The organism is Vagococcus salmoninarum (assembly GCF_003987495.1).
Classification (GTDB): domain Bacteria; phylum Bacillota; class Bacilli; order Lactobacillales; family Vagococcaceae; genus Vagococcus_D; species Vagococcus_D salmoninarum.
On the sequence record NZ_NGJU01000002.1, the window covers coordinates 129080 to 152921 of the forward strand.

Consider the following 23842-nt stretch of genomic DNA (forward strand, 5'->3'; position numbering starts at 1 on the left):
AAGATACAGATGATAGAAGCTAGTGCCCCTGGAAAACTCTATATAGCAGGCGAATACGCTGTACTAGAACCAGGTCAACCTGCAATATTAGTCGCTCTCGACCAATATATTACAGTCAAATTGAAGGAAGCTAAATTTCAAGGTAGCATTCGTTCAAGCTACTCAAAAGGTTTTTCAATTCCTTGGACTAGAAAAAATGGTCAACTTTTTATTGACGAGCGTGAGAATCCTTTCACATACGTTGTTCAAGCTGTGACTACTACTGAAACATATTTAGCCGAACTAGGCAAAAAATTAACTTTCTTTGATTTAGAAATTGAAAGTGATTTAGACAATAAAGATGGTCGTAAATACGGCCTTGGTTCAAGTGGGGCTGTGACAGTTGCCACAATCAAAGCCTTACTGACTTATCATAAAGTCGCCTTCGATCCGATTTTAGTTTATAAATTAGCAGCCCTCACCCACTTATCAATTAAGAGTAATGGTTCTTTTGGGGATTTAGCAGCTAGTTCTTTCGGTGGCTGGATTGCTTACTCTTGTTTTGACCGTAACTGGGTTCAAGACACGTTAAAAAAGACGACTTTACTAGAACTCCTGGCTGTCGAATGGCCTAAATTAACGATTGATTCTTTAACACCACCACCAAACTTAAACTTACTGATTGGTTGGACAGGTAATCCGGCTTCAACTACCCACTTAGTTGATTTATTAAATGAAGAAATCAGTGAAATCGATCATTACTATTCGATCTTTTTGAAGAACAGTTTCCAATGTGTCTCAAAAATTATTGATGCCTTCAAAGATAATGACTTACCGACGATCCAAGCGGGCATTCGCGAAAATCGCCAGTTATTACAACATTTAGGCGCTAACAGTGGCGTTCATATTGAAACAGCTACCCTCTTCGATTTATGCGAAATCGCAGAAGATTATTGCGGTGCCGCTAAATCTTCTGGTGCTGGTGGTGGCGACTGTGGGATTGTCTTAATCGACAAAACCTTAGACTCAACCCCCTTAATTTCACAGTGGGAAAAAGCTGGAATTAGTCAACTACCAGTTGCTGTCCATTATGAGCCGGTTCACTGGGTTGCAAATTAACTAATTAGGAGGAAATGTTATGTCTATTCATCAACATCGGAAAGATCAACATGTCGAAATTGCTGAAAAACTATATCATACTCACCCTGTGACTGATTTTGAAGCAATGCGCTTTGTTCATCACTCTTTTCCTCAAATGAACCGCAGTGATGTCTCTTTAAAGACTAATTTCGCTAGTTTTGACTTACCAGTCCCCTTCTACATTAACGGCATGACTGGTGGCAGTGATAAAACTAAAAAAATCAACCGGGACCTAGCCTTAGTTGCTCGTGAGACTGGACTGGCCATGGCTTCTGGTTCCGTCAGTGCTGGTTTAAAGCATCCGGAAACAGCAAGTAGCTTTACAATTATCCGGGAAACTAATCCGAATGGTAAAATTTTTGCTAACTTAGGGGCTGAACATTCTCTTGAAAATGGCAAACGAGCCGTTGAGCTCTTGCAAGCAGACGCCTTACAAATTCACGTCAACGCCCCTCAAGAATTAGTGATGCCTGATGGTGAAGGGGAACGTAACTTTAGTCATTGGTTAACCCAAATCCAACACATGGTTGAAGGCGTCGGGGTCCCCGTGATTGTCAAAGAAGTTGGCTTTGGAATGAGTCGTGAAACGATTCAACAATTAGCCGCAATCGGAGTTAAAACCATTGATATTAGCGGTCGGGGTGGCACTAACTTTGTCTCTATTGAAAACGCCCGCCGTAGTCAGCAAGAATTTTCCTTTGCTGCCAATTGGGGCCAATCTACTGCGATTTCTTTAATCGAAGCCGCTTCGACTAACTTAAAAGTTGAAATATTAGCTTCTGGTGGGATCAAAACACCTATGGATATGCTAAAATCTTTAGCTCTAGGTGCTAAAGCAACGGGACTTTCTGGTCACTTCTTGCATCTCATCCAAAATGAGGGTGTTGAAAAAACGATTCTTGAAGTTGAGGCTTGGAAAGAGACTTTACAAACGATGATGACTCTTCTAGGTGCATCAACTATAGCAGACTTAACTAAGACTGATCTTATTTTAACTGAACCAATTAATTCATGGTGTGACGCTCGTCAAATTGACTGGCACTATTACGCCAACCGCCGTTAGAAAAATTAAAAGGGGCCGTGACATTAGTCATCGGCGCCCTTTTTTGAAGAACGTTATTTGATTAACGGGTTCCAAAAGCCAAATACTACGATAATTTCAATAAATCCGCACAATCAAAAGAACTGATTGTTCGGATTTATTTCCAATTACTTGTATTTAAACGACTTTTGTCACACCTCCTTTTTGCTATTCTCTGCTTTAAATTTAGTCTTCTAATAAATATTGGACCCGGTTAGCAAAGGTTCTCGTCGCTTCTTGGCTTTCCCGTAAGGCAATGCCTAAGTCTGGATGATTAGTGATAATCCCATCAATATCTAAACGTAAATATTTCTTCAATAACTCTTCTTTATTAACAGTCCAGACAAATAAGTCCTTGTCTAATTCTGCTGCTTCATTAATTATACTTTCAGTAATTGAGAAATCCTCTACAACATAAAAATCATGAACTGACTGAGGGAGACTACCAATATTTAAGGGAATAATGTAACCTGTCTTAATTTTAGGCTCTAATTCTTTGACTTCATTCAAGATTTTTAAATCTAAGGATTGCACTAAAAAGTCAGTCACCACTTCTTTTTCATTTAAAAATTCCACTAAATTAGCTACCATTTCAGGGCTTTCATAGCCATGAGGTTTAATTTCAATTAATAATTTAATATTAGTTTCTCGCGCCACCTCAATAAATTCAGCTAAAGAAGGTATTGTATCAACAAAGCCATTTTGTTTAATCTCAATTTTTTGCAGCTCTGCTAAAGTTAACTTACGAACTTCTTGATTAATGCCTGCCAACCGTTTTAAATTGTAGTCATGCATGACGACAAATTGCTGATCACTAGTTTCTTGAATATCAAGTTCAACAAAGTCTGCTCCTGTTGCTGCTGAGGCCCGTAAGCCACCAAGAGAATTTTCCACCCCTTTAGACATAAAGCCTCGATGAGCAATCATTAAACTTTGAGGTTGGTAAATTATCGCCACTGTTGACCAAATATTAAAAACTAATAAACCAATTAAGCCGATACTCGTTATGACTCTCAATTTGCGGTGCTCATTCAACCACTTTTTCAAACTCTTTTTTGGTTCCTTTGGCGCTGGCTCTGTCACCAAATTACTTGCTGAAGCAACGATTGCCGTGGCAATTAAGGGCTGTAATAGTCCGCCAAATAAAAAGAGCATCATTTGAATGAGTGTCATCGCTATGCCAGCAATCACCGGCGCGATGAGAGGTGCAAACTTATCTGCCCCCATGACTGGCAACATAATAATAAAGACGACTGCCCCAATTAATAAACCGAAAAGTAAGGTAATTCCCCCGAGGATAACGATATTCTGGAAACTTTTTCCTTTGGAATAATGCCAACTGTCTTTCAAGCTCTGCCAAATACTTAAAGATTCATCTGTCACAAAAAAGTAAATAGCGTAAAGTAAACGCAATGCTAGATAAGATAAAACAACTAATACCCCAATATATAAGTACAAACCACCAGGAGTCATTAATAATTCATCAATAATAAAATCTGGAACTTTAATATTTTGGATAAGTGCTGCATTTAAACCAAAAGAAACTAAAGGCAAGATCAATAGAAAGTAAAGAAACAAAAATAAGCTATGAATACTTAAAAAGAAACGGGCCTTGCTATTTAAGCGACGGACAATCTCTCTTACTTTAATGTCCTTTCCTTGAGCCTTGTTGTTAGCTAAAATAAAGAAATAGCCTAACTCGTAAAATGTAAAAAAAACAAAAAGTAATAATAAGCCAATCCCTAGGAGAATCGCTAAAGGATGAGTGATTATTTCTTGATAATTATCTTGGGTAATGCTTAAAACGTTCGCTTTACTTAACATTTTATAAAAGAGAAAGGAAAGCATAGGTAAGACAATCCCAATTCTAATCACTTGTAACACTAAAATACTTCCGAAATAATCAAACCACTGTGCTTTCATCTGACTAAACGTGCTTTTTATAATGCCAATTGCCCTCATTTATCTCCATCCATTCTCAACTATAATAAGTACTTTTTCATTATAAAGGACTTGATGTTAAATAACTAACAATAATAGTTATTTTTTATATTCTAACTAGTTTTTCATCAATAAACTCCCAAAAGACTTCCCCAACTGCCGCAACAAAATACTCATCATGAGCAACTAAAATGACCGTCCCTTGATATGCCTTAATCAACCTTTGAAGAGCTTCCATCGTCCCAACGTCGAGAAAACTCGTCGGTTCATCTAAGATTAAGACGTTGCTTTCACTTAAAAAGGTTTTAGCTAACAAGACTTTTAAATACTCCCCCCCACTCAGATTAGAAACGGCTGTTCTTAAACTAGCATGCTCAAAACCTAGATGATGGAGGACTGATCTGATTAAAGTTTCCGAACCACTCGTCTCTTTCAGGAGATAACTTAATAAGCTATCTGCTGGCGGCTGGCGAAAACTATCTTGCTCCAAGTAGCCAAAAACAACTTTCGGCGAGAGGTAGACACCAGCTTGCCCTGCCACTATCTGTTTTAGTAAGGAAGATTTACCACAACCGTTTGGCCCTTGAATGACATGAACCTTTCCTAAGTCAAATTGGAAGTCACTCTTAGAGAGTAACACCTTCTGATTTCGCACCAAACTTAAGCTTTCTCCTCTAATTGGAAAGTTATTATGTAAGGTTAACTGGTGATTAGGCTGAAAAGTAATCGGTACTTGGACAGTCCGACGAGGGGTTTCGCCTAAAAGTTCTAAGCGTTTATTGACCCCTTTACTCCGTTTATGTAACCCTTTACTCCGTTTATGTAACCCTTTAGCAATCGAGCCTTTTTCTTTCGTGCCAGCTAAACGATTTGGTTTTATCTGTCGTTGCTTTTGACTGTGGCTAACTTTTTCTGCTCCTTGGGCTTGTTTTTGCAAGTCTTTTTGTAACTGACTAAGACGGTTCCGTTCCTTAGTTATCTTGAGGATTTCCCGTTCATTTGCAAGTTCTTCTTCAGCAACTTGTTTCTGATAGTCATAGTAATTCCCTTGATAGACCTTCACTTGGTGGTCTTTAATTTCAATAATTTTTGACACCGTTTGATCTAAAAATCCTCGGTCATGACTGACGATTAGCAAGGTGCCGTAATAATTTTCCAACTCTTTAATTAAAAAATTTTTACCTTCATCATCAAGATGAGTTGTCGGTTCATCTAACAGTAGCCCTTCCGAATACGTTCCAAACACTTCCGCTAATTTTAAGCGGGTTTCTTGCCCACCACTCAGTTGCCCAATTCTTTCATGAGTTACTTTTAGTAAACTATTAATTTTGCCATTACTATCTGACTTACGCTCTCCCCGACCTAATTGGGAGAAATACCGGCTATCAATGTGGCGTTTCACGATTCCTTTGTCCGGGTCTAACTTACCGGCAATTAATTTTAATAAAGTTGATTTTCCTACACCGTTACTTCCAACAATGCCAATTTTTTCCCATTGATAAATACTTAAATGAGGAATATCTAAAATCAGGTTTCCTTGATAAGACAATTCTACTGCGGTTAATTCTATGACTAATGTTTCCATCTTACACGCTCTCCTTTATGAGGTCGCGTCTTTGACAAAACTGGTCTGGCCAACTAGTCTTTCGGGTACGCAAAAAAGAGATAGGGCTGCTATCTCTTAGTTGACAAGTTTCTTTCATAATCAATGTTCCCTTTTGTGGGCGCACTTAAATAAGGTTAGTTAATGGCAGATTGATTCCATGTTTTGTCAAATAAAACAGGACCTTTGAATGTATTCAATTACTTATTCAAAGGGTTAAACTTCAATCTCATCGAATCCATTTTCTAACCTCCTCTTCTGTTTAGTAAGTCCATCTTATCAAAGTTTAGCTGTTTCGGCAACTTTACTTTGATGATTCAGTGGCAACTCTACCGTAAACGTCGTTTCGCCTTCATGGCTTGCTACGCTGACTCGGCCTTGATGGGCTTCGATTAAATCTTTTGCAATGGCTAAACCTAAACCAGAGCCACCAGTTTCCGCTGAACGGGCCCGATCTAAGCGATAAAACTTATCAAAAATATTTTTTTGCATTTCTTTAGGTATGGTTTTGCCAAAGTTCTGACAAGTGACGATTGCGAATTCATCGCTCTGGCTTACTTCAAGTAAAATCTGACTGTCGACTTGACTGTAAGTTAAAGCATTTTTAATAATATTGCCAATACTTCGACCAATTTTTTCACCATCGGCTTCAATTAAACAAGGTTTTGTCGTTTCAACTAACAGCTCTTTGCCTTCTTGACGACTGTTTAGTTGAAATTCGTCGGCTAGTTGGGCAACTAACAAGTTTAAGTCTAAATGTTCTTTAAATAACACAACTTCATGAATATTAAAGCGGGTAATATCGAAGAATTCATTAATCAAACTTTCTAAGGCGTAAGCTTTTGTTAAAGTGATATTTGTAAATTTAGCCCGTTGTTCGATAGGTAAATCCGGACTTTCCTCAAGCAAACTTAAATAACCAATGATTGACGTCAAAGGGGTCCGAATGTCATGGGCTAAGTAGACAACTAGATCATCTTTTCGCCTAAGAGCATCTTTGGCGGCCACTTCTTTTCGTAACAGCTCTTGTTTGCCTAAATTCATTTTACTCGCTAGGCTAGCTAGTTCTAAAGGTAAACTAACAGGTTCCTGGCTATCTTCTAACATTTGGTCTAAGCCACTAGCAATCTCATCAAAGTACTGAGTAATAAACTTCGTATAGAGCCAGAAAACTGCAATTAAACTAATGACAATCACAATTAGCGATAAGGTCAATAAATTATTTCTAATTAAAAATTGGTGAAAGTAAAAAGCATTTTCTTCTGACAAATGAAAATTTTCCTGTAAATAATCAACTAACCAAGGGCCAAAATTCCCTCGTAGCAACTTTTGCAATAAAAACAAGGTTAAACCTGTGATGCTAAGGATTAAGGAGACGCGGTAAAAGATTTTTCGATTAAACAAGCTGTAATCGGCCTTTTTAGTTTTCAATTTTATAACCAACTCCCCACACGGTTTTAATGTATTCTTGTTTTTGGCTAATGGCTGCTAATTTACTTCTAAGGTGACGAATATGGACCATGACCGTATTATTAGAGCTTTCATAATATTTCTCACCCCAAACGGTTAAAAAGATCTCTTCAGCTGACATCACTTTCCCTTGATTGGCTAACAATAACCATAAAATCTTATGTTCCGTTAAGGTCAACTCAACTTTCACCTCATTGAGATGGCAGTCGTATGAGCGTTGATTTAAAACTAAGCCATGATATTCTAAAATGTCTTCTGAAGCTGGCTCTTGACTGTCTTCGTTGTAAGTCGTCACTCGTCGTAGTTGGGCTTTGACACGGGCGATTAATTCTAATGGTTGAAAAGGTTTCGTAACGTAGTCGTCTGCTCCTAGCGTTAAGCCTTGAACTTTATCAATGGCTTGATCTTTCGCTGTTAACATAATGATTGGAAAATGATAGTCTTGGCGAATCTTAGTGGCAATTTCTAAGCCAGAGATATCAGGTAACATAATATCTAAAATCGCTAAATCCATTTTTTGTTGAGCTAGACAAGCTAAACCTGGTAGCCCTTGATAAAACTTATGAACTTGGAAACCTTCTGTCTTTAAATAAACTTCAACTAAATCAGCAATTTCTCGGTCATCTTCAATAATTAATATATTTACCATTTGTTGCTCCTCCTTTAAACTCCCTAGCTACTTAATATCAGTGTAGCTAAGTCAAAGAGTAACTGCAACTTCTGCTGATAAATATAATTAAAGTTTATTATTCTAAAAGTATGCTAAAATATAGTAGTTCGATTAAATAATTTTAAGGAAGGTGAGGATTTATGAATAAATGCTTACGTTGTCAAGTCACGATTAGTGCTGATCATGAAAATTGTCCCCTTTGTCATGCTCAATTAACAGACAAACCGGCCTTTTCCTTAACCGCTTACCCAGAATACCCATTAAAAAATGATAAGAAAAAAATCAGAGTCAAGATTTGGTTATTTATTACGATTATTATTATTACCTTTTCTTTCGCTTTAAATGTCTTAACTTGGCAAGTCAATCCGATTAAATGGGCACCGATTGTTTCAATTGCTAGTTTTTATATTTGGTATTTAGGCAAAGACTTGTATCAGAAATTCAATATTAACTTAATCGCCCGTACCTTATGGCGGAATTATTTCTTCTTAGCCTTAGTCCTCTTAATAATTGACTTATCAACTGGCTTTCAGCGTTGGTCTTTAAACTTTGCCATTCCCTTCTTAGGCATTGGCACAGGTTTAGTGATGACACTCTGGTCGGTAAAAAACAAATCTATGTGGCGGGATGACATTGGCTATATTTTATTAATTTTAAGTATCAATATTATCCCCTTACTGCTCTTTTTCGTAAAAGGTGTTAATGTTCTATGGCCCAGTGTGGCTTGCTTAATTTATGGTAGCTTAACTATTTTAGGGCTTTTCATCTTTTCAGGCAAACGGCTCCTTTATGAATTACAGAAACGGTTTCACTTTTAATCCAATTTAGCAGTCCAAGGAGGCACTTATGTATAAATGGTATCGACTAGACAATGCGGCGAAAGTTTTTCCTTCTGTTACTGGGGAGCGAAATTCTTCTGTCTTTCGTTTCGCTGCAATTTTAAAAGAAAAAATAGACCCAGAACTGCTTCAACAAGCTGTTGATATCGTGATGCCACGATATCCCATGTTTTCAGTCCGTTTACGCCGAGGGATTTTTTGGAATTATCTTGACGAGAATAAACAGCCTTTAAAAGTTCAAAAAGAACATACCCCACCTAGTAAGCAAATGGACACTCATGGTGATGGTGGCTATATGTTACGTGTCATCTACTATGAACACCGCTTATCTTTAGAAATGTTCCACGCCTTAACTGATGGTAGTGGCGCCATTGAATTTTTTAAAAGTCTTTTATATTACTACTTCCAATTAACTGGCGAAAGCTTCCCCGCTGAAGGTAAAGTTAAGTTAGTCGAAGAAGCTGCTATTCAAGAAGAAGTCGATGACAGTTTCTCTAAACACTACACGCCCTTGTATTCAGAAAGCACTCGAAGCTTACGTTCCTTTCATATTCGCGGTGTTCCTTACGACAACGGTGATAATAGCTTAATTCATGGGGTGATGGACAGTCGTCAACTCAATCAAATCGCTAAAAGCTATGGTGGCTCGATTACTTCTTATTTAGCTGCTTTAATGATTTATTCCATTTACCAAACCCGGAACAATCAACGAGATGCTAAACGACCGATTGTCATTGCCATTCCCGTCAATTTACGGCCTTCCTTTCCATCGAAAACGTTACGAAACTTTTTCAATGTGATCAACGTTGGCGCCTATATGACAGACGAAATGACCTTAGCCGAATTAGTGCCGATGATGCAAGAAATGTTAATTCAAAAAACTACGAAAACTTATTTACAGTCTTCAATTAATAATAATGTTAACTTTGAGCGAAATGTTGCCTCTAAGTTTGTGCCTTTGTTTGTCAAACATTACTTTGTCCGCCTTGGCTTCGATCACTTAAGTGAAAGTAAAAAGACAATTACCTTAACAAACTTAGGACGAGTTGATTTTCCCACACCGATGTACGACTTAATTGAACACATGGAAATCTCAGCTTATCCGACCCAAAAAAGTCCGATGGCTTGTGGCTTGATTTCTTGTAATGACCGCTTGACGATTAGTTTTATTAAAAATATCGTCGAAGCTGACGTCATTCAATTTTTCTTCTCACATTTAGCCACAGTCGAAAAGCTTGATGTTAACGTCTACAGCAATGAACTGAATTTAACTTTTGAAACGTAAAGACCGACTGGTTTTTACGTTTTTTACATGTTTTGATAAATCGACACTGCGTCTTCAATGTGTAAATTAGCAAAGTCAGACTTCGTTTTAGCCCCAGTTGTGACTAAGATGTATTCCTGACCGTCAATAATTGCTAAACTAGCTAAACATTGACCGGCTTCATCTGTATAGCCAGTTTTACCACCTAAGATTTCCCCTTGGTTTAATTGACTAGTTTCCAAATTAGCAAACAAACGACTAGGCATTACCAAACCTTCTGGGTGATAGTCATTATAAAAAACATTTTCTTTCGTAGTGAAAATTGCTCGAAACTGCGGATTTTCTAAAGCGCTAGCTAACAAACGACTTAAATCAGCTACCGTTGTTTGATGCTCTTTATCATGAAGTCCTGTGACGTTAGTAAAATGCGTGTTTTCTAACTTTAAGTCTTGCGCTTTTTGATTCATTAAGGCCACAAACTTCTCTTCACTGCCTGCTAAGCCTTCAGCAACTGTCAAAGCCGCATCGGCTCCTGATGGTAACATCACGCCATATAAGAGGTCTAAGACTGGTACCGTCTCCCCTTCGAAAAAGCCAGTAACGGCAGCCCCTTCTTGATGAAGGTCACTCATCAAGCCACTAGGAATTGTTAAAGAACGATCTAAAGCTAGATCTTGTTCCAAAGCAACTAAAGTTGTCATAATTTTCGTTAATGAGGCTGGATAAATCACTTGGTTGCCTTTCTTCTGGCTAATGACTTCTTTCGTTTTTAAATTGACTAAAATCCCTTGTTTACTATTAATTTTTGGAAAACTCTTGGCACTTTCTGCTGAAACCGCAACTTCCTGACCAACTCCTCCTGGCATCACTTTTTCAATCAATTGATCTTTAAAAGTATACCCACTCAATAGGACAGCTACTATTATTAATAATTTAATTATTGGAAATTTTTTCTTTTGTTTATTTATACGTTTTTTCATCACGAACACACCTTTCTGATTCATCTTCATTTAACCACTAAAAAAGACCTAAGTTCTAAATTCCAACTTAGGTCTTTCTTAATATTTTCTTAATTCCAACAAAATCAAGGGTAATGTTCTTTAATTGTTCTATCAATATTTTCAAACATAGTTGAAACATGTTGATTAGACATATCTTTTTCAGTAGGTTTCATAGCTAGTAAAAGTTCACAGAATAGTCGATCACTATTACTTTCAACACATCCGATTGTTTCTTCCAAAACAACATAAAGCTCAATTTTATTATCCTTTATTGACAGAGGTAACTCAAAAAAATTTGATTGTGTAGCACTTAAATACACATTATTGGACTCTAATTCCGTAATATAGAAAGATTTAAACTTTAAATCTTCTTTTTTTATATTATAAATCTCATTTAAAGGATTTATTAATGCGTTATTCTTTAAATGTTCAATGTGGAAACTCGGAAAAACATTTATAGGAAAGTTTAAAATGTTAAAATTTTTTTCAAGATAATTCATTGAATTTTTATAATAATTATTCATGTCTCTCCTTAATTAATAGTTGCTATACCGCCAGAAACAACAGAAATCTGCCTTCTATGGTTAGCACTGTAAATTTATAAATTAGAATCTGATGTCTTTACTCTATTAACAGCTCTTGGAATACTAGCTGCTCCAAGAGCTAAAGAACCCACTGTAGTAGATGTGGCAGTACGGGTGATTTTTCCAATCGTTTTAATTAGTGATGATTCGTAGTAGTCAAGGCTTTGCTTTAAGCTAATTTTAATAACTCGCTTGTAATTTTTTGGCTAGCATACTCAATGTATTTAGGGTCAGTTCCTAAATTAATCCGAATATACCCTTCATACCCTTGACCAAACCACTCACCATAATCAATGGCTAAACCGCATTTATCTTCCATAAATTCTTTCGTCTCACTTGGTTTTAAGTAGGCTCTTAAATCAACCCAAGCCAGATACGTCCCTTCTTTTTCACTTAAAATAACGTGAGGTGTTTTTTCTGCGAAGGCTGTTTTTAAGATTTGGTAGTTATGTTCGATCACACCGACTAAGCCTGTTAACCACTGAGCTCCGCCTTGATAAGCAGCTTCAGCCGCCACAATTCCCATTAAACTAGTCACACCTTTATTAACCGTTACTGCATACTCGTCATAACGTTGGCCTAACTCTTTGTCAGGAATAATAATATGTGAATTTAAAAGCCCGGCTAAATTAAACGTTTTAGAAGGGGCTGTTAAGACGATTAATTGCTTGCGGTATTTTTCTGCCATGTTTAAACTACTTACGTAAGTAATATCTGGTCGGGTTAAATCTTGATGAATTTCATCTGAAACAATGATCACATTATGCTTCAAACATATCTCAAATAATTGCTCTTGCTCAGCTAAGGTCCAAACTCGACCAACTGGATTATGAGGGGAACAATGGATAAATAATTTGACTTGATGCTCAATAATTTGTTGCTCCACATCCTGAAAATCAATCGTAAACTTGCCAGCCTCATTGACTAGTTGGGAAGTCACTACTTTTCGACCCGTTTCTTTAATTGAGTCATAAAAAGGATAGTAGACTGGGGCTAAGATTAAGACACTCTCTTGAACTTCTGTGAAAGCATTAACCATCCAGTAAAATGAACTTACGACACCTGGTGAAAAGCGCAGCCATTCTTTTTGCAATGTGACTTGGTACCGCTGGGCTTGCCAAGCAAAAAAAGTCTCGTAATAAGAGTCAGGCACCACCGTATAGCCAAAAACACCATGCTCCACCCGTTCTAGCAAAGCCCTTTGGACAGCTTCTGGCGCTTTGAATTCCATATCAGCTACCCAGAGTGGCAATAAGTCTTCCCTAGCGAAATTCTCACTCATGCCATCCCATTTAACTGAATTCGTCTGCTTCCGTTCAACACCGTACTTCTTAACAAAATCATTCACTTCTATCATGACTTACCTCCCCATTTTAGTTACATTAATCATAGCATAGATTGGCTAAAAGGGAGCTTCTCAAAGACTAAAAAAGCTGAAGGAATTCTTCAGCTTTGCTTAATTTATTTAAGTGACCATTCATACAGATTAAAGTCCGCCACTAACTCACCGGCGGTAACGTCTGCCACAACACCAACTTGTTGAAAGCCGCTGTTTTGATACAAATCATTTAGAACTGCCAAGTAACTCACGCAATCTAAACGAATCACAACTTCTTCCCCTTGTTGGCTAAGATAGTCTTGAATGCTTTGAATAAACTCTTGACCGATCTTTTGACCACTGACTTGATTCGCTAAAGCTACTCGGTGTAGATAATAAATGTTAGGCTGAACTGACTCTTCCCAAAGGTCTTGGTCCCACTGACTTGGCTCTTGATACAAATAACAAAGAGCAATCACTTCCTCAGCTTCATTTTCTGCTACTAAAAGCGTCTTATTAGCAATTCTCTGACTAATTATTTCCTCTTCACTGCCATTTAAAATTTGTTGCCACTGTTGGGAGCCTTTGGCTTGTAAACGTTCTGCCACTTCCATTAACAACATAGACGCTGCCTGTTGGTCCCTTGCTATTGCTACTCTTAATTTCATTCTCTACACCTCTGAGCTATTTTCCTATAATCATACCATTTTTTTAGTCAGTCTATAAACTTTTACGATTAAATAAAATGAGACTACTAATAAACATCAATAAACTTAACCCACTAGTAACAGCTATACTTTTAATAAAATCTTTCAATACTAAGTCTTTTGTTAAGAGACCCGTACTTTGGCTGAACAATTGTAAAGGGTTGTATGGCTGACAGACTTTCAGCCAGCTTACTAACAAAAGCAAGATGACAAGACTACCTAACATTAATAAAACACTGTAAGTATTCCGACAGACAACACTTGCAAAGAATAACATCACTATCATAAACAAGCTAAACAACCATAATAAAAATAAAAACCAACCGACATGACTTAAACTTTGACCCTTGAAGTAAAACAAACTATATAAATAAGTAATGATTGCTCCTAAGCCAAAGGCCGTTGTAAAGACTGCTAAACTAACTAACAATTTACTCGTGACTACTGTCCAACGGGGTAAACCCTTTGTGACTAAAATTGTTAATGTGCCTTTTTGATACTCATTAGTTAAGGAACTACTGAACAAAATCACGACAACAAACAAGCCGATTTGGCTAACGTTTTTATAAAATTGTAGCCAACTATCAACTAAAGTTGGTTCTGGTAGAGCTTTAGCAATCTCAGGTGAGACTAACTGACTAATTAATTCTGGCGTAAATTTAGCCGTAAAAACACTTAAAATCCCTAAAGCTGTAAATAAACTAAGTAAAATTATTAAATGATAATTCTTCCAGACTTCAAGAGTTTCCTTTTTCAAAAAAGCTTGCAAACTCTTCATTTGACTACCTCCTCAAAGACCGTTTCTAAATCTGGTTGGTATTCGGTCAGCCCTTGTGGGTAACAGTTCGCCGCCAAAATTTGTTGATACAGTTGCCGTAAAGGCTCTTGGCTAGTTGTGGCTTCAATTAAGTATTCCTTTTCAGCCTTGACTGTAATAATCCGATAGCCTTCAAAAATCCCTAGGACTTGAGACTCTGTCAATTTTTCTGCAAAGGTTACTAGAAATTGTTTTAACCCATAGTCTTTTTTCAACTGGCTTAAAGGCATCGCTAATTGAACTTTGCCTTGATCAATTAAAACCACTTGATCACAGATTTTTTCCACGTCAGATAAAATATGTGTTGAAAAGATAACTGTCGTTTTTTTTCGGACTTGACTAATAATCTCAATAATTTCTTTACGACCGACGGGATCTAAGGCGGAAGTTGGTTCATCACAAATTAACAACTTCGGTTCATTTAACAACGCTTGAGCAATGCCTAAACGTTGTTTCATTCCTCGGGAATATGTTTTTATTTTTTGCTGATTATTGGCTAAACCAACCAATTCTAGTAATTCTTCCGACTTTACACTAATCTCTGCCTTTGACATGCCTGTTAGTTCGCCACATAGTTTTAAATAGTCATAACTCGTCATATAATCGTAAAAAGCCGGTACATCTGGTAAATAACCAATAAATTTATTCGTCTGATTATGACCGTAAGTGACTTTTTGACCACACACTTTGATTTCACCTTGATCAATCGGTAGTAACCCACAGATCATTTTCATCAAAGTCGTTTTACCAGCGCCATTTTTCCCGATAAACCCTAGGACACTGTGTTCAGGTAACTCAAAACTAATTTCCTCTAAGACTTGTTGACTTCCAAAATGTTTTGAAACGCCAGTTACTGATAAAATAGTCATAATTTCTCCTTCTTGCCAAAAACTAAGTAGGCTACTGGACCAAAAAATTGTAAAAATAAAACGATGATTAGCCACAAAGCTCTATTTAAATAAAAAAAACTGTTTTGCTTTAAAATTTGACGGCCCGTCCAAATCGCTAAAGACAATTGGATCAAGATTAAAGGGATTAATAACGGCAAATAATTAATGAACTGACTTTTGGTCAATGTGTTCATCTAACTCAACTCCTTTTCAAAATCTGCTAATAGTTTTATAAATTGTGGATTCTCGCCGTAAATGTCTTGAATTAACGGTAGTTCCTGGAAATATTTTAAGAGACTTTCTTTGACGATTGTTTCATGTCTAGGTGCTGTACTTGTCACTAAAGTCATTTGTTCCTCTATCCACTGGTCGAGCAAATCAAAATAGTCATCCCCTTGTATTTTGATGGGATAAGTCACTGTTTTTAAAATAGCTAAGATTTCACTTAAGACTTCAAGAGCTTTAGCCACTGCTTGTTGTTCTAAACAACAATTAAAGACATTTAAAAGAAAACTGATCACATTAAAAGGATGAAGTTTTTTGATGTCATAATTGTCAATTAACTGCCGAATTCGCCTTTCAATTTCGGCAAACTTTTCAAAATTATTTACTTCTAACAGTAGCAATTGACTACTAAGCCCCAGTAATTCTTGTAAACTTTGATAACTGGCTGCTTGGAGAATTTCCCGGCTCTTGTCGACTTGACCTAAGGCGCCATAAGCTGTCGCTAATAAACTTTCATCACTTAATTTAGCATCTAAACTGTCACTCAGCAGTTCTAACACCTTGTCAGCTTGTCCTAACTGTAAGTAACTAACAGCCATTAAGGAATTGCTTTGATTAATTAAACTAGGAACCTTCCCTTCGACTTTGACTCGTTCTAATAACTGAATACTTCTGACTAACAGCTCTTTTTGACTTTCCGGCTTAGCTAATAAGTTATAGTGATTAATATACAATAAACTCATTTGCAGTAGTAAGGGTAAGCAAGCATAGTATTTGCCAATGTAATTCTCCGCCTCTTGAAGAACGTCTTCCACTGGTTGATAAGTAAATTTCAAGGCTAATTCTTGATAAAGATTAATAATCTCAGTTTTACTTAATTGAGGTGTGTAACCTAATAGTTCATCAATCGTAATATTGAAAAAAGTCGCTAACCGAGGCAACAAAATCATATCCGGATAAGTCTGGTTATTTTCCCACTTAGACACTGAAGACTTGGAAACTGACATCGCTAACGCTAATTCCTCTTGGGTTAATTTTTGTTTTCGGCGCTGCTCTTGAATAATTGGACCAAACTGTAATAATTCCATCTTTGGCACCTCCATCTTTAGTTTAAGTCATAATAATTTAAGATTCAATGGCGACACACGCAATAAAAAGGGATTTAGTTTCTTACTGCGCTACTTATTAACGGCAAAAAAAACCTTTCTTACTCAGAAAGGTCAGTTGGTTCTTCAGTTTTTTTCCAAACAAATTTTTTATCATGAATTTTTTGAATTGTTTCAATGGCAGAAATAAATGATTTTTGCTCTTTAGCAGTTAATTTTTCCAGGTCAGTATTAATGATTGCTTCATACTTGGCCAAAATAGTTTCAGCAGTCTTTTTACCTGCATCAGTAAATGACAAGTAAAATAAACGTTTATCATCATCAGACTGATCTTTTTGAATAATATTTTCGTCCATGAATTTTTTTAGTATTCGGCTAGTATAACCTTTGTCTAAGTCCAGTTGATTTTCGATATCCTTGGCATACATTTTCTCTTTTTCAAGCAACTCAAAAAGAATTCTAATTTCATTGAAATTAAAGGTATCGTCGGACATTTCTTTTTCCAAGTAAGTGACGTAGTTTAAAAAATACTTGATAAAAGCATTAATTGTTTTCGTGTCTTTAGGCATCATTAAATATAAACCTCCTAAAAAATTACTTTCTACTACTATCATACTTGTGTTGGTTGACAATAACAACTGTTAAGTCTCTTTTTACTGTTTTTTTTTCGATAATTTGACTATAAGCCTTTGAAAATCCTTCCAAAAAGAAGTTATTTATCGAATAAACCAGCAAGATTTCTAAATAAAACTCAGTATTTTTTAAGAAATATGACATTTTTTTCATTTTCAACTAATACAAATCCTCGTTTAAATAATTATCATTATTTACAATATTCGTTTTAGGTTGCTTTATTTATAAAAAACAGCCTAGGATTTCTCCTAGACTGTCACTTAATAACGAACTACTGTAATTCTTTTCTCCGTTGTTGAACTGCATAACCGTAACTAACTGTCATTACAATAATAATTCCTTGCATTAGACCGTTATACACTTCTTCACCAGTTTGTGGTAAGACTTTATTAATGACTGAACCACCATTCGTTTGTGGTGTCTTCTTCACTAAGCTAGCCAGACCTTTTTCAAGAAGTTTTAGGCCCTCTTCGTACTGATTAGCTGCTAAAGCTGTCTGAGCTTCTTTAAGAGCCTTTTGGAAGAGCTTCCACGACTCTGCTGTATAATTCTTCTCAGCAAGCTTCAAAGCCTCTTGAATCGCTTTTTCAAGCTTTTCTTGATCTGTTAAAACAGGCGGCGTTGTAACTTTATTTTCAGCTAAAGTAACCATTGCTGCATTTAGACGTTTAGTCATTGCTTGAACGTCTTGGTTAGTAATAACTGCTCGCCTAGCATTTTGCTGCTTGCCAGCTTTATGTAAAGCTTGAGCCTCTGTTAACACTTGACTGAATTCACTCCACGCAGTTTTTTTGTAATCTTTTGCTTGTAATTTTTCGGCTTTCGTAATAGCTGCTTTCAGCTCGACTAAATTTAAGATTTCTGGTTTTGGTTCTGCTGTCACTGGATGTTCTTTGATTGTGGCAATTGCTTTTTCTAAGGCAATCACTGCTTCGTCAATCTCAGCTTGAACAATAAGTTTACGAGCATTGTTTTGATTGTCCCCTTGTTGGTAAATTGCTTTAGCTGTTTCAATGGCAGCTACGAAATCTTTCCACGGGTTAGGGAGGTAATCTTTTGCTTGTAATTTTTCTGCTTTCGTAATACTTGCTTGTAATTTCGTTAAATCTAAGTCTTCCTTAGCTGGTACTTCCTCAGAAAGCTCAGAAATAATTCGGCTACCAGGGAATTCTTCTTTGTAGGCTTCTAAGTCTTTAATTGTCATTTTCTTCAAATGATCCATTAAAACCGTGTCCATTGAAGAACCTTCTTCTTTTTCGCCACCGAGCATCGTGAAGCCATCGCCACCGGCTGCTAAGAAGTCATTCGTTGCCACATAATAATCTGCTTTTTCTTTGTCAATTTCTTTAAAGTTCCCTTCAGCATCTCTTAACTGAATACTGAAAACACGTTCCCCTTTAGTACCCTCTTTAGCAACTGCCCCTTGTTTATTAGAGTCGTATTTGACTTTAATCGAGTCAGAGACTTGCAAGAAGCCACCGTTAGCACCTAAAGCTGGTAAACCGTTACTATCTAAAATAACTTCGCCGGCTTCATTAGTGGCATGAATTGAATGTAATGACTGTTCAAACATGTCGTATATCGTTTGACCAGAGACTTTAATTTGGGTCACTGTGTTACCGAATGGCATGACACCAACGATATCACCTTGAGTCACAACTCCTGGGTTAATGTTTTGACGAATACCGCCACCGTTAACGATTGCGAAATCCGTTTTATTTTTAAAGCCGCCATTGACACCATAGTCGTAAATCGCGTCACCAATTAAGTTTCCTAAGTTGGTTTCTTTAGCACGGACAAATTCCCGCGTTCCATTTAACAAAACTGGGTTGTTGTCGATAACAACTCCTTTCATAACTTCTTTGAAGTTCGCTGCTGCTTCATCAACAATTGCTTGTACGGCTGGATCTGGTGTTAAGTCTTTTAATTCTGAGAATGGGTGTAACTTAGCTGTTAAGACTGGCTCAGCACCTGAATAGTTAGCACTAATCATGCCGACATTATTTAAGTGATTACCAGTTTGACCCATCAAGACATGACCTGATTTATGGCCATTTTTTAACTCAGAATGTGAGTGACCGTCGATAATGAAAATCTTATCATCAGGGAAAGCTTTCGCTAACTCATCAGCTAAATATTTACTTGTTTCTTTTTTAGCTGTTGTTTCATCAAAGCCTAAGTGAGTCATGAAGACAAAGGCATCCGCTTTTGTATCGGCTTTTTTAATCTCATTTATGACTTTAATTGCTTCTGGGGCTGGCTCTGTAAACTCAACTTTTTCAACATTTTTCGGATGGGTTTTAACTGACGTTTCTGGTGTTGTTAACCCAATTAAAGCAAAGTTATATTCTTTCGTACCAACTTTTTTCTTGACAGTTGTGTATGGCTCGAAAGGTCGTTTCCCAGCATTGGCACCTTGTTTACCATTGTAGTAAACGTTAGCTGAAACAATTGGGAAAGTTAAGGCGTCTTTATAAGCTAACGCCGTCTCTAAGCCGAAATCAAATTCATGATTACCTAAAGTCATTGCGTCATAGCCTGTTTCGTTCATGGCTTTGACCATATCCATGCCTTTAGTGTAATTCGAAATCGGTAGACCTTGCATTGCATCCCCTGCATCAACTAGTAAAGTCGGTTTAACTTGATCTTTAAAGGCTTTAACACGGCCCATCCCAATTGAAGGGCTGTATTTATCTTCTAAGTATTCTAAACGACCGTGGATATCATTTGTATGCATGATAGTAAATTTATCACTAGCAACTTCTTCAGAAAGTTCAGAAATAATCCGACTACCTGGTAATTCTTCTTTGTAAGCTTCTAAGTCTTTAATTGTCATTTTTTTCAAATGATCCATTAAGACTGTATCCATTGAAAAACCTTCTTCTTTTTCGCCACCAAGCATTGTGAAACCATCGCCACCGGCTGCTAAGAAGTCATTCGTTGCAACATAGTAATCTGCTTTTTCTTTGTCAATTTCTTTAAAGTTTCCTTCAACATCTCTTAATTGAATACTGAAAACTCGTTCACCAGGAATACCTAGTTTAGAATCTGCCCCTTGTTTATTAGAGTCGTATTTAACTTTAATCGAGTCAGACACTTGTAAGAAGCCACCATTGGCCCCTAAAGCTGGTAAACCATTACTATCTAAGATAACTTCTCCGGCTTCATTAGTGGCATGAATTGAATGTAGAGACTGTTCAAACATATCGTAGATTGTTTGCCCTGAAACTTTTATTTGCGTCACTGTGTTACCAAAAGGCATAACGCCAACGATATCACCTTTAGTCACTACTCCCGGGTTAATGTTTTGACGAATCCCCCCACCGTTAACGATGGCGAAGTCCGTTTTATTTTTAAAGCCACCATTAACACCATATTCATAAATCGCATCACCAATTAAGTTACCTAAGTTGGTTTCTTTGGCACGGACAAATTCACGAGTCCCATTTAATAAGACTGGGTTGTTGTCGATGACAACATCTTGCATGACTTCTTTAAAGTTCGCCACTGCTTCATCAACAATTGCTTGAACTGCTGGATCTGGTGTCAATTCTTTTAATTCTGAGAACGGGTGTAATTTAGCTGTTAATTCTGGAACTTCACCTGAATAATCAGCGGAAATCATTCCAACATTATTTAAATGGTTACCAGTTTGCCCCATCAAGACATGACCTGATTTATGACCATTTTCTAACTCAGTATGTGAGTGACCGTCAATAATAAAAATCTTGTCATCTGGGAAAGCTTTCGCTAATTCATCTGCTAAATACTTACTTGTTTCTTTTTCAGTTGTTGTTTCATCAAAACCTAAGTGAGTCATGAAGACAAAGACATCCGCTTTTTTATCGGCTTTTTTTATCTCATTTATGACTTTAATTGCTTCTGGGGCTGGTTCTGTAAACTCAACTTTTTCAACATTTTTCGGATGGGTTTTAACTGACGTTTCTGGTGTTGTTAACCCAATTAAAGCAAAGTTATATTCTTTCTTACCAACCATTTTTTTAGTCATTGCATAAGGTGAAAATGGTCGTTTGCCAGCATTGGCTCCTTGTTTACCATTATAGTAAACGTTGGCTGAAACAATTGGGAAAGTTAAGGCGTCTTTATAAGCTAACGCTGTCTCTAAGCCGAAATCAAATTCATGATTTCCTAAAGTCATTGCGTCATAGCCAGTTTCGTTCATGGCTTTGACCATATCCATGCCTTTAGTGTAATTTGAAATCGGTAGACCTTGCATTGCATCCCCTGCATCAACGAGTAACGTTGGCTTTTTCAAATCTTTGAAGGCTTTAACACGGGAAATCCCAATCGACGGGCTGTACTTATCTTCTAAATATTCTAAGCGCCCATGCATATCATTTGTATGCATAATTGTCAGTTGGTCTCCTAGCATTTCTGCAGGAATTTTTCCATCAGCAATTAACTGATTAATATTAACTTTTTCAACGTTTGGTGTTCGTCCATCACTAGAGGCCTTGATTAAATCGAAGCCTTCAGCCCCACTATTGATTTGCTCAATTACATAATCACGTAAGGGGTGGCTTAAATCAGCACCGATTACTTCAAAAGATTCCTCGATCTCAACTGCCGGATCAATCGTTCCTTTACGGAAATCTTTAATATAGTTAACAATTTCTCCTCGCAACGTGTCTGGGTCTGTGTCAGATAGCGGTACTGGATCAACATAACCATCTTTGACCATCCCTTCAAAACGGTAATTATTTATTGCGATTGTTAAGGCTTGATCATCTTTGACAGGTTCTCCTTTAAAAGTTAAATCAACGATTCTTTGATTAACAGGCTTGGAAATATCGATTTTATACTTAACTCCTGTTAACATATCGTAGTTATATACCCGAATATTAGGGTTAAAGGCAATTGTTAAATCACCTTCTTTATATTGTTGATAATAACTTGCTTGTTTTTCCATAAATTTCTTTAATTGTGCCCCATTCATACTGGCTTTAACTAAAGTATTAGGGTATTTATAAATATCAAAAATATCGGCAAAGGTAATATCACCTGCCACTAACTTACTGTCAGCTTTAAATAAAGCACCTGCTCCAATATCGGCTCCAGTCACATGCATTTGCACGCGATTAATTAAAGATATCATTGCCGTTGGTCGTAATTGTGCTTCTGGTATTCCTTTAATTTCTTGAGCAGGCAAGAAATCTCCAGTTGCCTTGCCGATGACACCTTTGACATACTCTTGGGTTTTTTCATGAGCTTCTAATGTGGCTGTTCGCACAGCTTCATCAGTCGCTTGTCCTTTCGAAGAAATAATCGAGATGTCACTCTTAGTAACTTCCCACTTATTTTCAATTGCTTCTTCATCTACTGGCGGAACTGGTAGACCTTCATCTGCTGTCGTCTCATCCATTTCAGCTTCAGGTGAGGCTTCTTCCTTTGAAACTTCTAAGTCAATCCGAACAACCCCGGATCCAGTGTCTTTTACAGCCCCAGCTGGTTTTTCTTTACCGTTTTTATCTTCAAATTTATCAGCATACTCCCGGTGATCATGTCCTAAAACAAAGGCATCGATTTCCGGCACTTCTGTAATAACATTCCGTGCTGCAGCTTCTGGGTCAGAATTATCTAAACCAGCATGAATGGAAGCAACAATCACATCGGTTTTTTCAACTTCTTGCATGATCTTCACTTGCTTCTTAGCTTCTGCTCGTAATGATTTAAATTCTAAATGTTTAACTTTGTCCCCATCCCACATCGGAACATGAGGAATCGTCATACCAAGAATTCCGACTTTTAAGCCATCCACTTCAACGATTTCGTAGGCTTGTGTTAAATTATCTTCCGTATCTTTGAAATACGTATTAGCTGAAAGCAATGGAAATTCAGCATCTGCATTGGCTTTCTCAATTAACTTTGTTCCAAAGTTAAATTCGTGATTCCCAAGAGCCATCGCATCATAGCCAATGACATTCATCGCTGCAATCACGGGATGAACAACATTTTGTAAACTTGGGTCCTTACTATAAAGGTCATCAGTTAATAATGTTCCTTGTAAGTTATCTCCCGCATCGACTAAGATCGTATTTGGCTGGGTTGCTCGAACATTTTTTACAATTGTCCCGATTTTCGCAAAACCAAAGTCCCCTTCTTTGTCATCCTCATAAGACCAATCCCAAACATTACCGTGAACATCTGATGTTCCAAGAATCGTTAATTGTTTAGTAATTGTTTTTGGTTCCGCTGGAACGCTCTTTTTAACGGCTTTTTTAGCAGCTTTTGTTTCAGATGTCGTTTCAGACGTATTTTCTGTCACATCGGAGCCGTCCAGTGGTTTTGTCACTGTCGAACTTGTTGCTAAACTCTCCTGACTACTAGTTGCTTCAGGTTGGCTTCCGCTTTCCTCAGCATCTTGATCTAACCCTTCTGTGACCGTTTTATCAGCATCTGATTCTAAAGCGTTTACATAAGTAGAATCCGAACCTTCATTTAACCCTTCGGCTACTACTACGCCGACTGGCGAAAAATTACTGAATAATAAAATCAATAAAGCCATAACATTAACTAGACGTATTCGATTTTTAGTCTGTTTCACTTTTTCTCC

18 protein-coding genes are annotated in these 23842 nt (G+C 37.1%); 4 read left to right on the top strand and 14 right to left on the bottom strand.

What is annotated here, in order from left to right:
- Positions 1–9 precede the first annotated feature (9 nt).
- Positions 10–1098: a phosphomevalonate kinase gene (locus tag CBF35_RS02290; RefSeq protein WP_126778264.1), complete on the top strand. Its 1089-nt coding sequence runs from the start codon at positions 10–12 to the stop codon at positions 1096–1098.
- 19 nt (positions 1099–1117) lie between these two features.
- Positions 1118–2182 (top strand): type 2 isopentenyl-diphosphate Delta-isomerase, encoded by a 1065-nt coding sequence (gene fni, locus CBF35_RS02295; RefSeq protein ID WP_126778265.1) that lies wholly within the window; start codon positions 1118–1120, stop codon positions 2180–2182.
- A gap of 204 nt (positions 2183–2386) precedes the next feature.
- On the opposite strand, the gene CBF35_RS02300 is transcribed toward fni, so the two are convergent.
- The 4 genes from CBF35_RS02300 to CBF35_RS02315 form a co-directional block, all read right to left on the bottom strand.
- Positions 2387–4162 carry a glycerophosphoryl diester phosphodiesterase membrane domain-containing protein gene (locus tag CBF35_RS02300; RefSeq protein WP_126778266.1) on the bottom strand — a complete coding sequence of 592 codons (1776 nt, stop codon included), beginning with the start codon at positions 4160–4162 and terminating at the stop codon, positions 2387–2389.
- 85 nt (positions 4163–4247) lie between these two features.
- Positions 4248–5726, bottom strand: a complete 1479-nt coding sequence (gene abc-f, locus CBF35_RS02305) for a ribosomal protection-like ABC-F family protein (protein ID WP_126778267.1) — start codon at positions 5724–5726, stop codon at positions 4248–4250.
- Positions 5727–6023: 297 nt separating this feature from the next.
- A complete protein-coding gene (locus CBF35_RS02310; RefSeq protein WP_126778268.1) occupies positions 6024–7175 on the bottom strand; it encodes a sensor histidine kinase in 1152 nt (383 codons plus the stop codon).
- The gene (locus CBF35_RS02315) at positions 7165–7863 is read right to left on the bottom strand and encodes a response regulator transcription factor (protein WP_126778269.1); all 699 of its coding nucleotides are present in this window, start codon (positions 7861–7863) and stop codon (positions 7165–7167) included. The genes CBF35_RS02310 and CBF35_RS02315 overlap by 11 nt, the downstream gene beginning before the upstream one ends.
- 161 nt (positions 7864–8024) lie before the next feature.
- Between CBF35_RS02315 and CBF35_RS02320 the strand changes: the two genes are divergently transcribed.
- On the top strand, positions 8025–8702 hold the full coding sequence (locus CBF35_RS02320; protein WP_126778270.1) for a DUF6320 domain-containing protein: 678 nt from the start codon (positions 8025–8027) through the stop codon (positions 8700–8702).
- A gap of 28 nt (positions 8703–8730) precedes the next feature.
- Positions 8731–10008 (top strand): alcohol acetyltransferase, encoded by a 1278-nt coding sequence (locus CBF35_RS02325; RefSeq protein ID WP_126778271.1) that lies wholly within the window; start codon positions 8731–8733, stop codon positions 10006–10008.
- Positions 10009–10031: 23 nt separating this feature from the next.
- On the opposite strand, the gene CBF35_RS02330 is transcribed toward CBF35_RS02325, so the two are convergent.
- The 10 genes from CBF35_RS02330 to CBF35_RS02375 form a co-directional block, all read right to left on the bottom strand.
- A complete protein-coding gene (locus CBF35_RS02330; RefSeq protein WP_170174685.1) occupies positions 10032–10967 on the bottom strand; it encodes a D-alanyl-D-alanine carboxypeptidase family protein in 936 nt (311 codons plus the stop codon).
- A gap of 104 nt (positions 10968–11071) precedes the next feature.
- Positions 11072–11512, bottom strand: a complete 441-nt coding sequence (locus CBF35_RS02335) for a hypothetical protein (RefSeq protein ID WP_126778273.1) — start codon at positions 11510–11512, stop codon at positions 11072–11074.
- 229 nt (positions 11513–11741) lie between these two features.
- Positions 11742–12929 carry a MalY/PatB family protein gene (locus CBF35_RS02340; RefSeq protein ID WP_211345284.1) on the bottom strand — a complete coding sequence of 396 codons (1188 nt, stop codon included), beginning with the start codon at positions 12927–12929 and terminating at the stop codon, positions 11742–11744.
- A 104-nt stretch (positions 12930–13033) separates the two neighbouring features.
- Positions 13034–13558, bottom strand: a complete 525-nt coding sequence (locus tag CBF35_RS02345) for a GNAT family N-acetyltransferase (protein WP_126778274.1) — start codon at positions 13556–13558, stop codon at positions 13034–13036.
- Positions 13559–13610: 52 nt separating this feature from the next.
- Positions 13611–14375 carry an ABC transporter permease gene (locus tag CBF35_RS02350; protein ID WP_126778275.1) on the bottom strand — a complete coding sequence of 255 codons (765 nt, stop codon included), beginning with the start codon at positions 14373–14375 and terminating at the stop codon, positions 13611–13613.
- Entirely contained in the window at positions 14372–15283 is a 912-nt protein-coding gene (locus CBF35_RS02355; RefSeq protein WP_126778276.1) for an ABC transporter ATP-binding protein, read from the bottom strand. The genes CBF35_RS02350 and CBF35_RS02355 overlap by 4 nt, the downstream gene beginning before the upstream one ends.
- On the bottom strand, positions 15280–15498 hold the full coding sequence (locus CBF35_RS02360) for a PLD nuclease N-terminal domain-containing protein (protein WP_126778277.1): 219 nt from the start codon (positions 15496–15498) through the stop codon (positions 15280–15282). Before CBF35_RS02360 ends, CBF35_RS02355 begins: the two co-directional genes overlap by 4 nt.
- Positions 15499–16617, bottom strand: coding sequence for a helix-turn-helix domain-containing protein (locus tag CBF35_RS02365; RefSeq protein ID WP_170174686.1), 1119 nt, complete (start codon positions 16615–16617; stop codon positions 15499–15501).
- Positions 16618–16736: 119 nt separating this feature from the next.
- Positions 16737–17207 (bottom strand): MarR family winged helix-turn-helix transcriptional regulator, encoded by a 471-nt coding sequence (locus CBF35_RS02370; protein WP_170174687.1) that lies wholly within the window; start codon positions 17205–17207, stop codon positions 16737–16739.
- Positions 17208–17539: 332 nt separating this feature from the next.
- On the bottom strand, positions 17540–23833 hold the full coding sequence (locus tag CBF35_RS02375) for a 5'-nucleotidase C-terminal domain-containing protein (protein ID WP_126778280.1): 6294 nt from the start codon (positions 23831–23833) through the stop codon (positions 17540–17542).
- Positions 23834–23842: the final 9 nt, after the last annotated feature.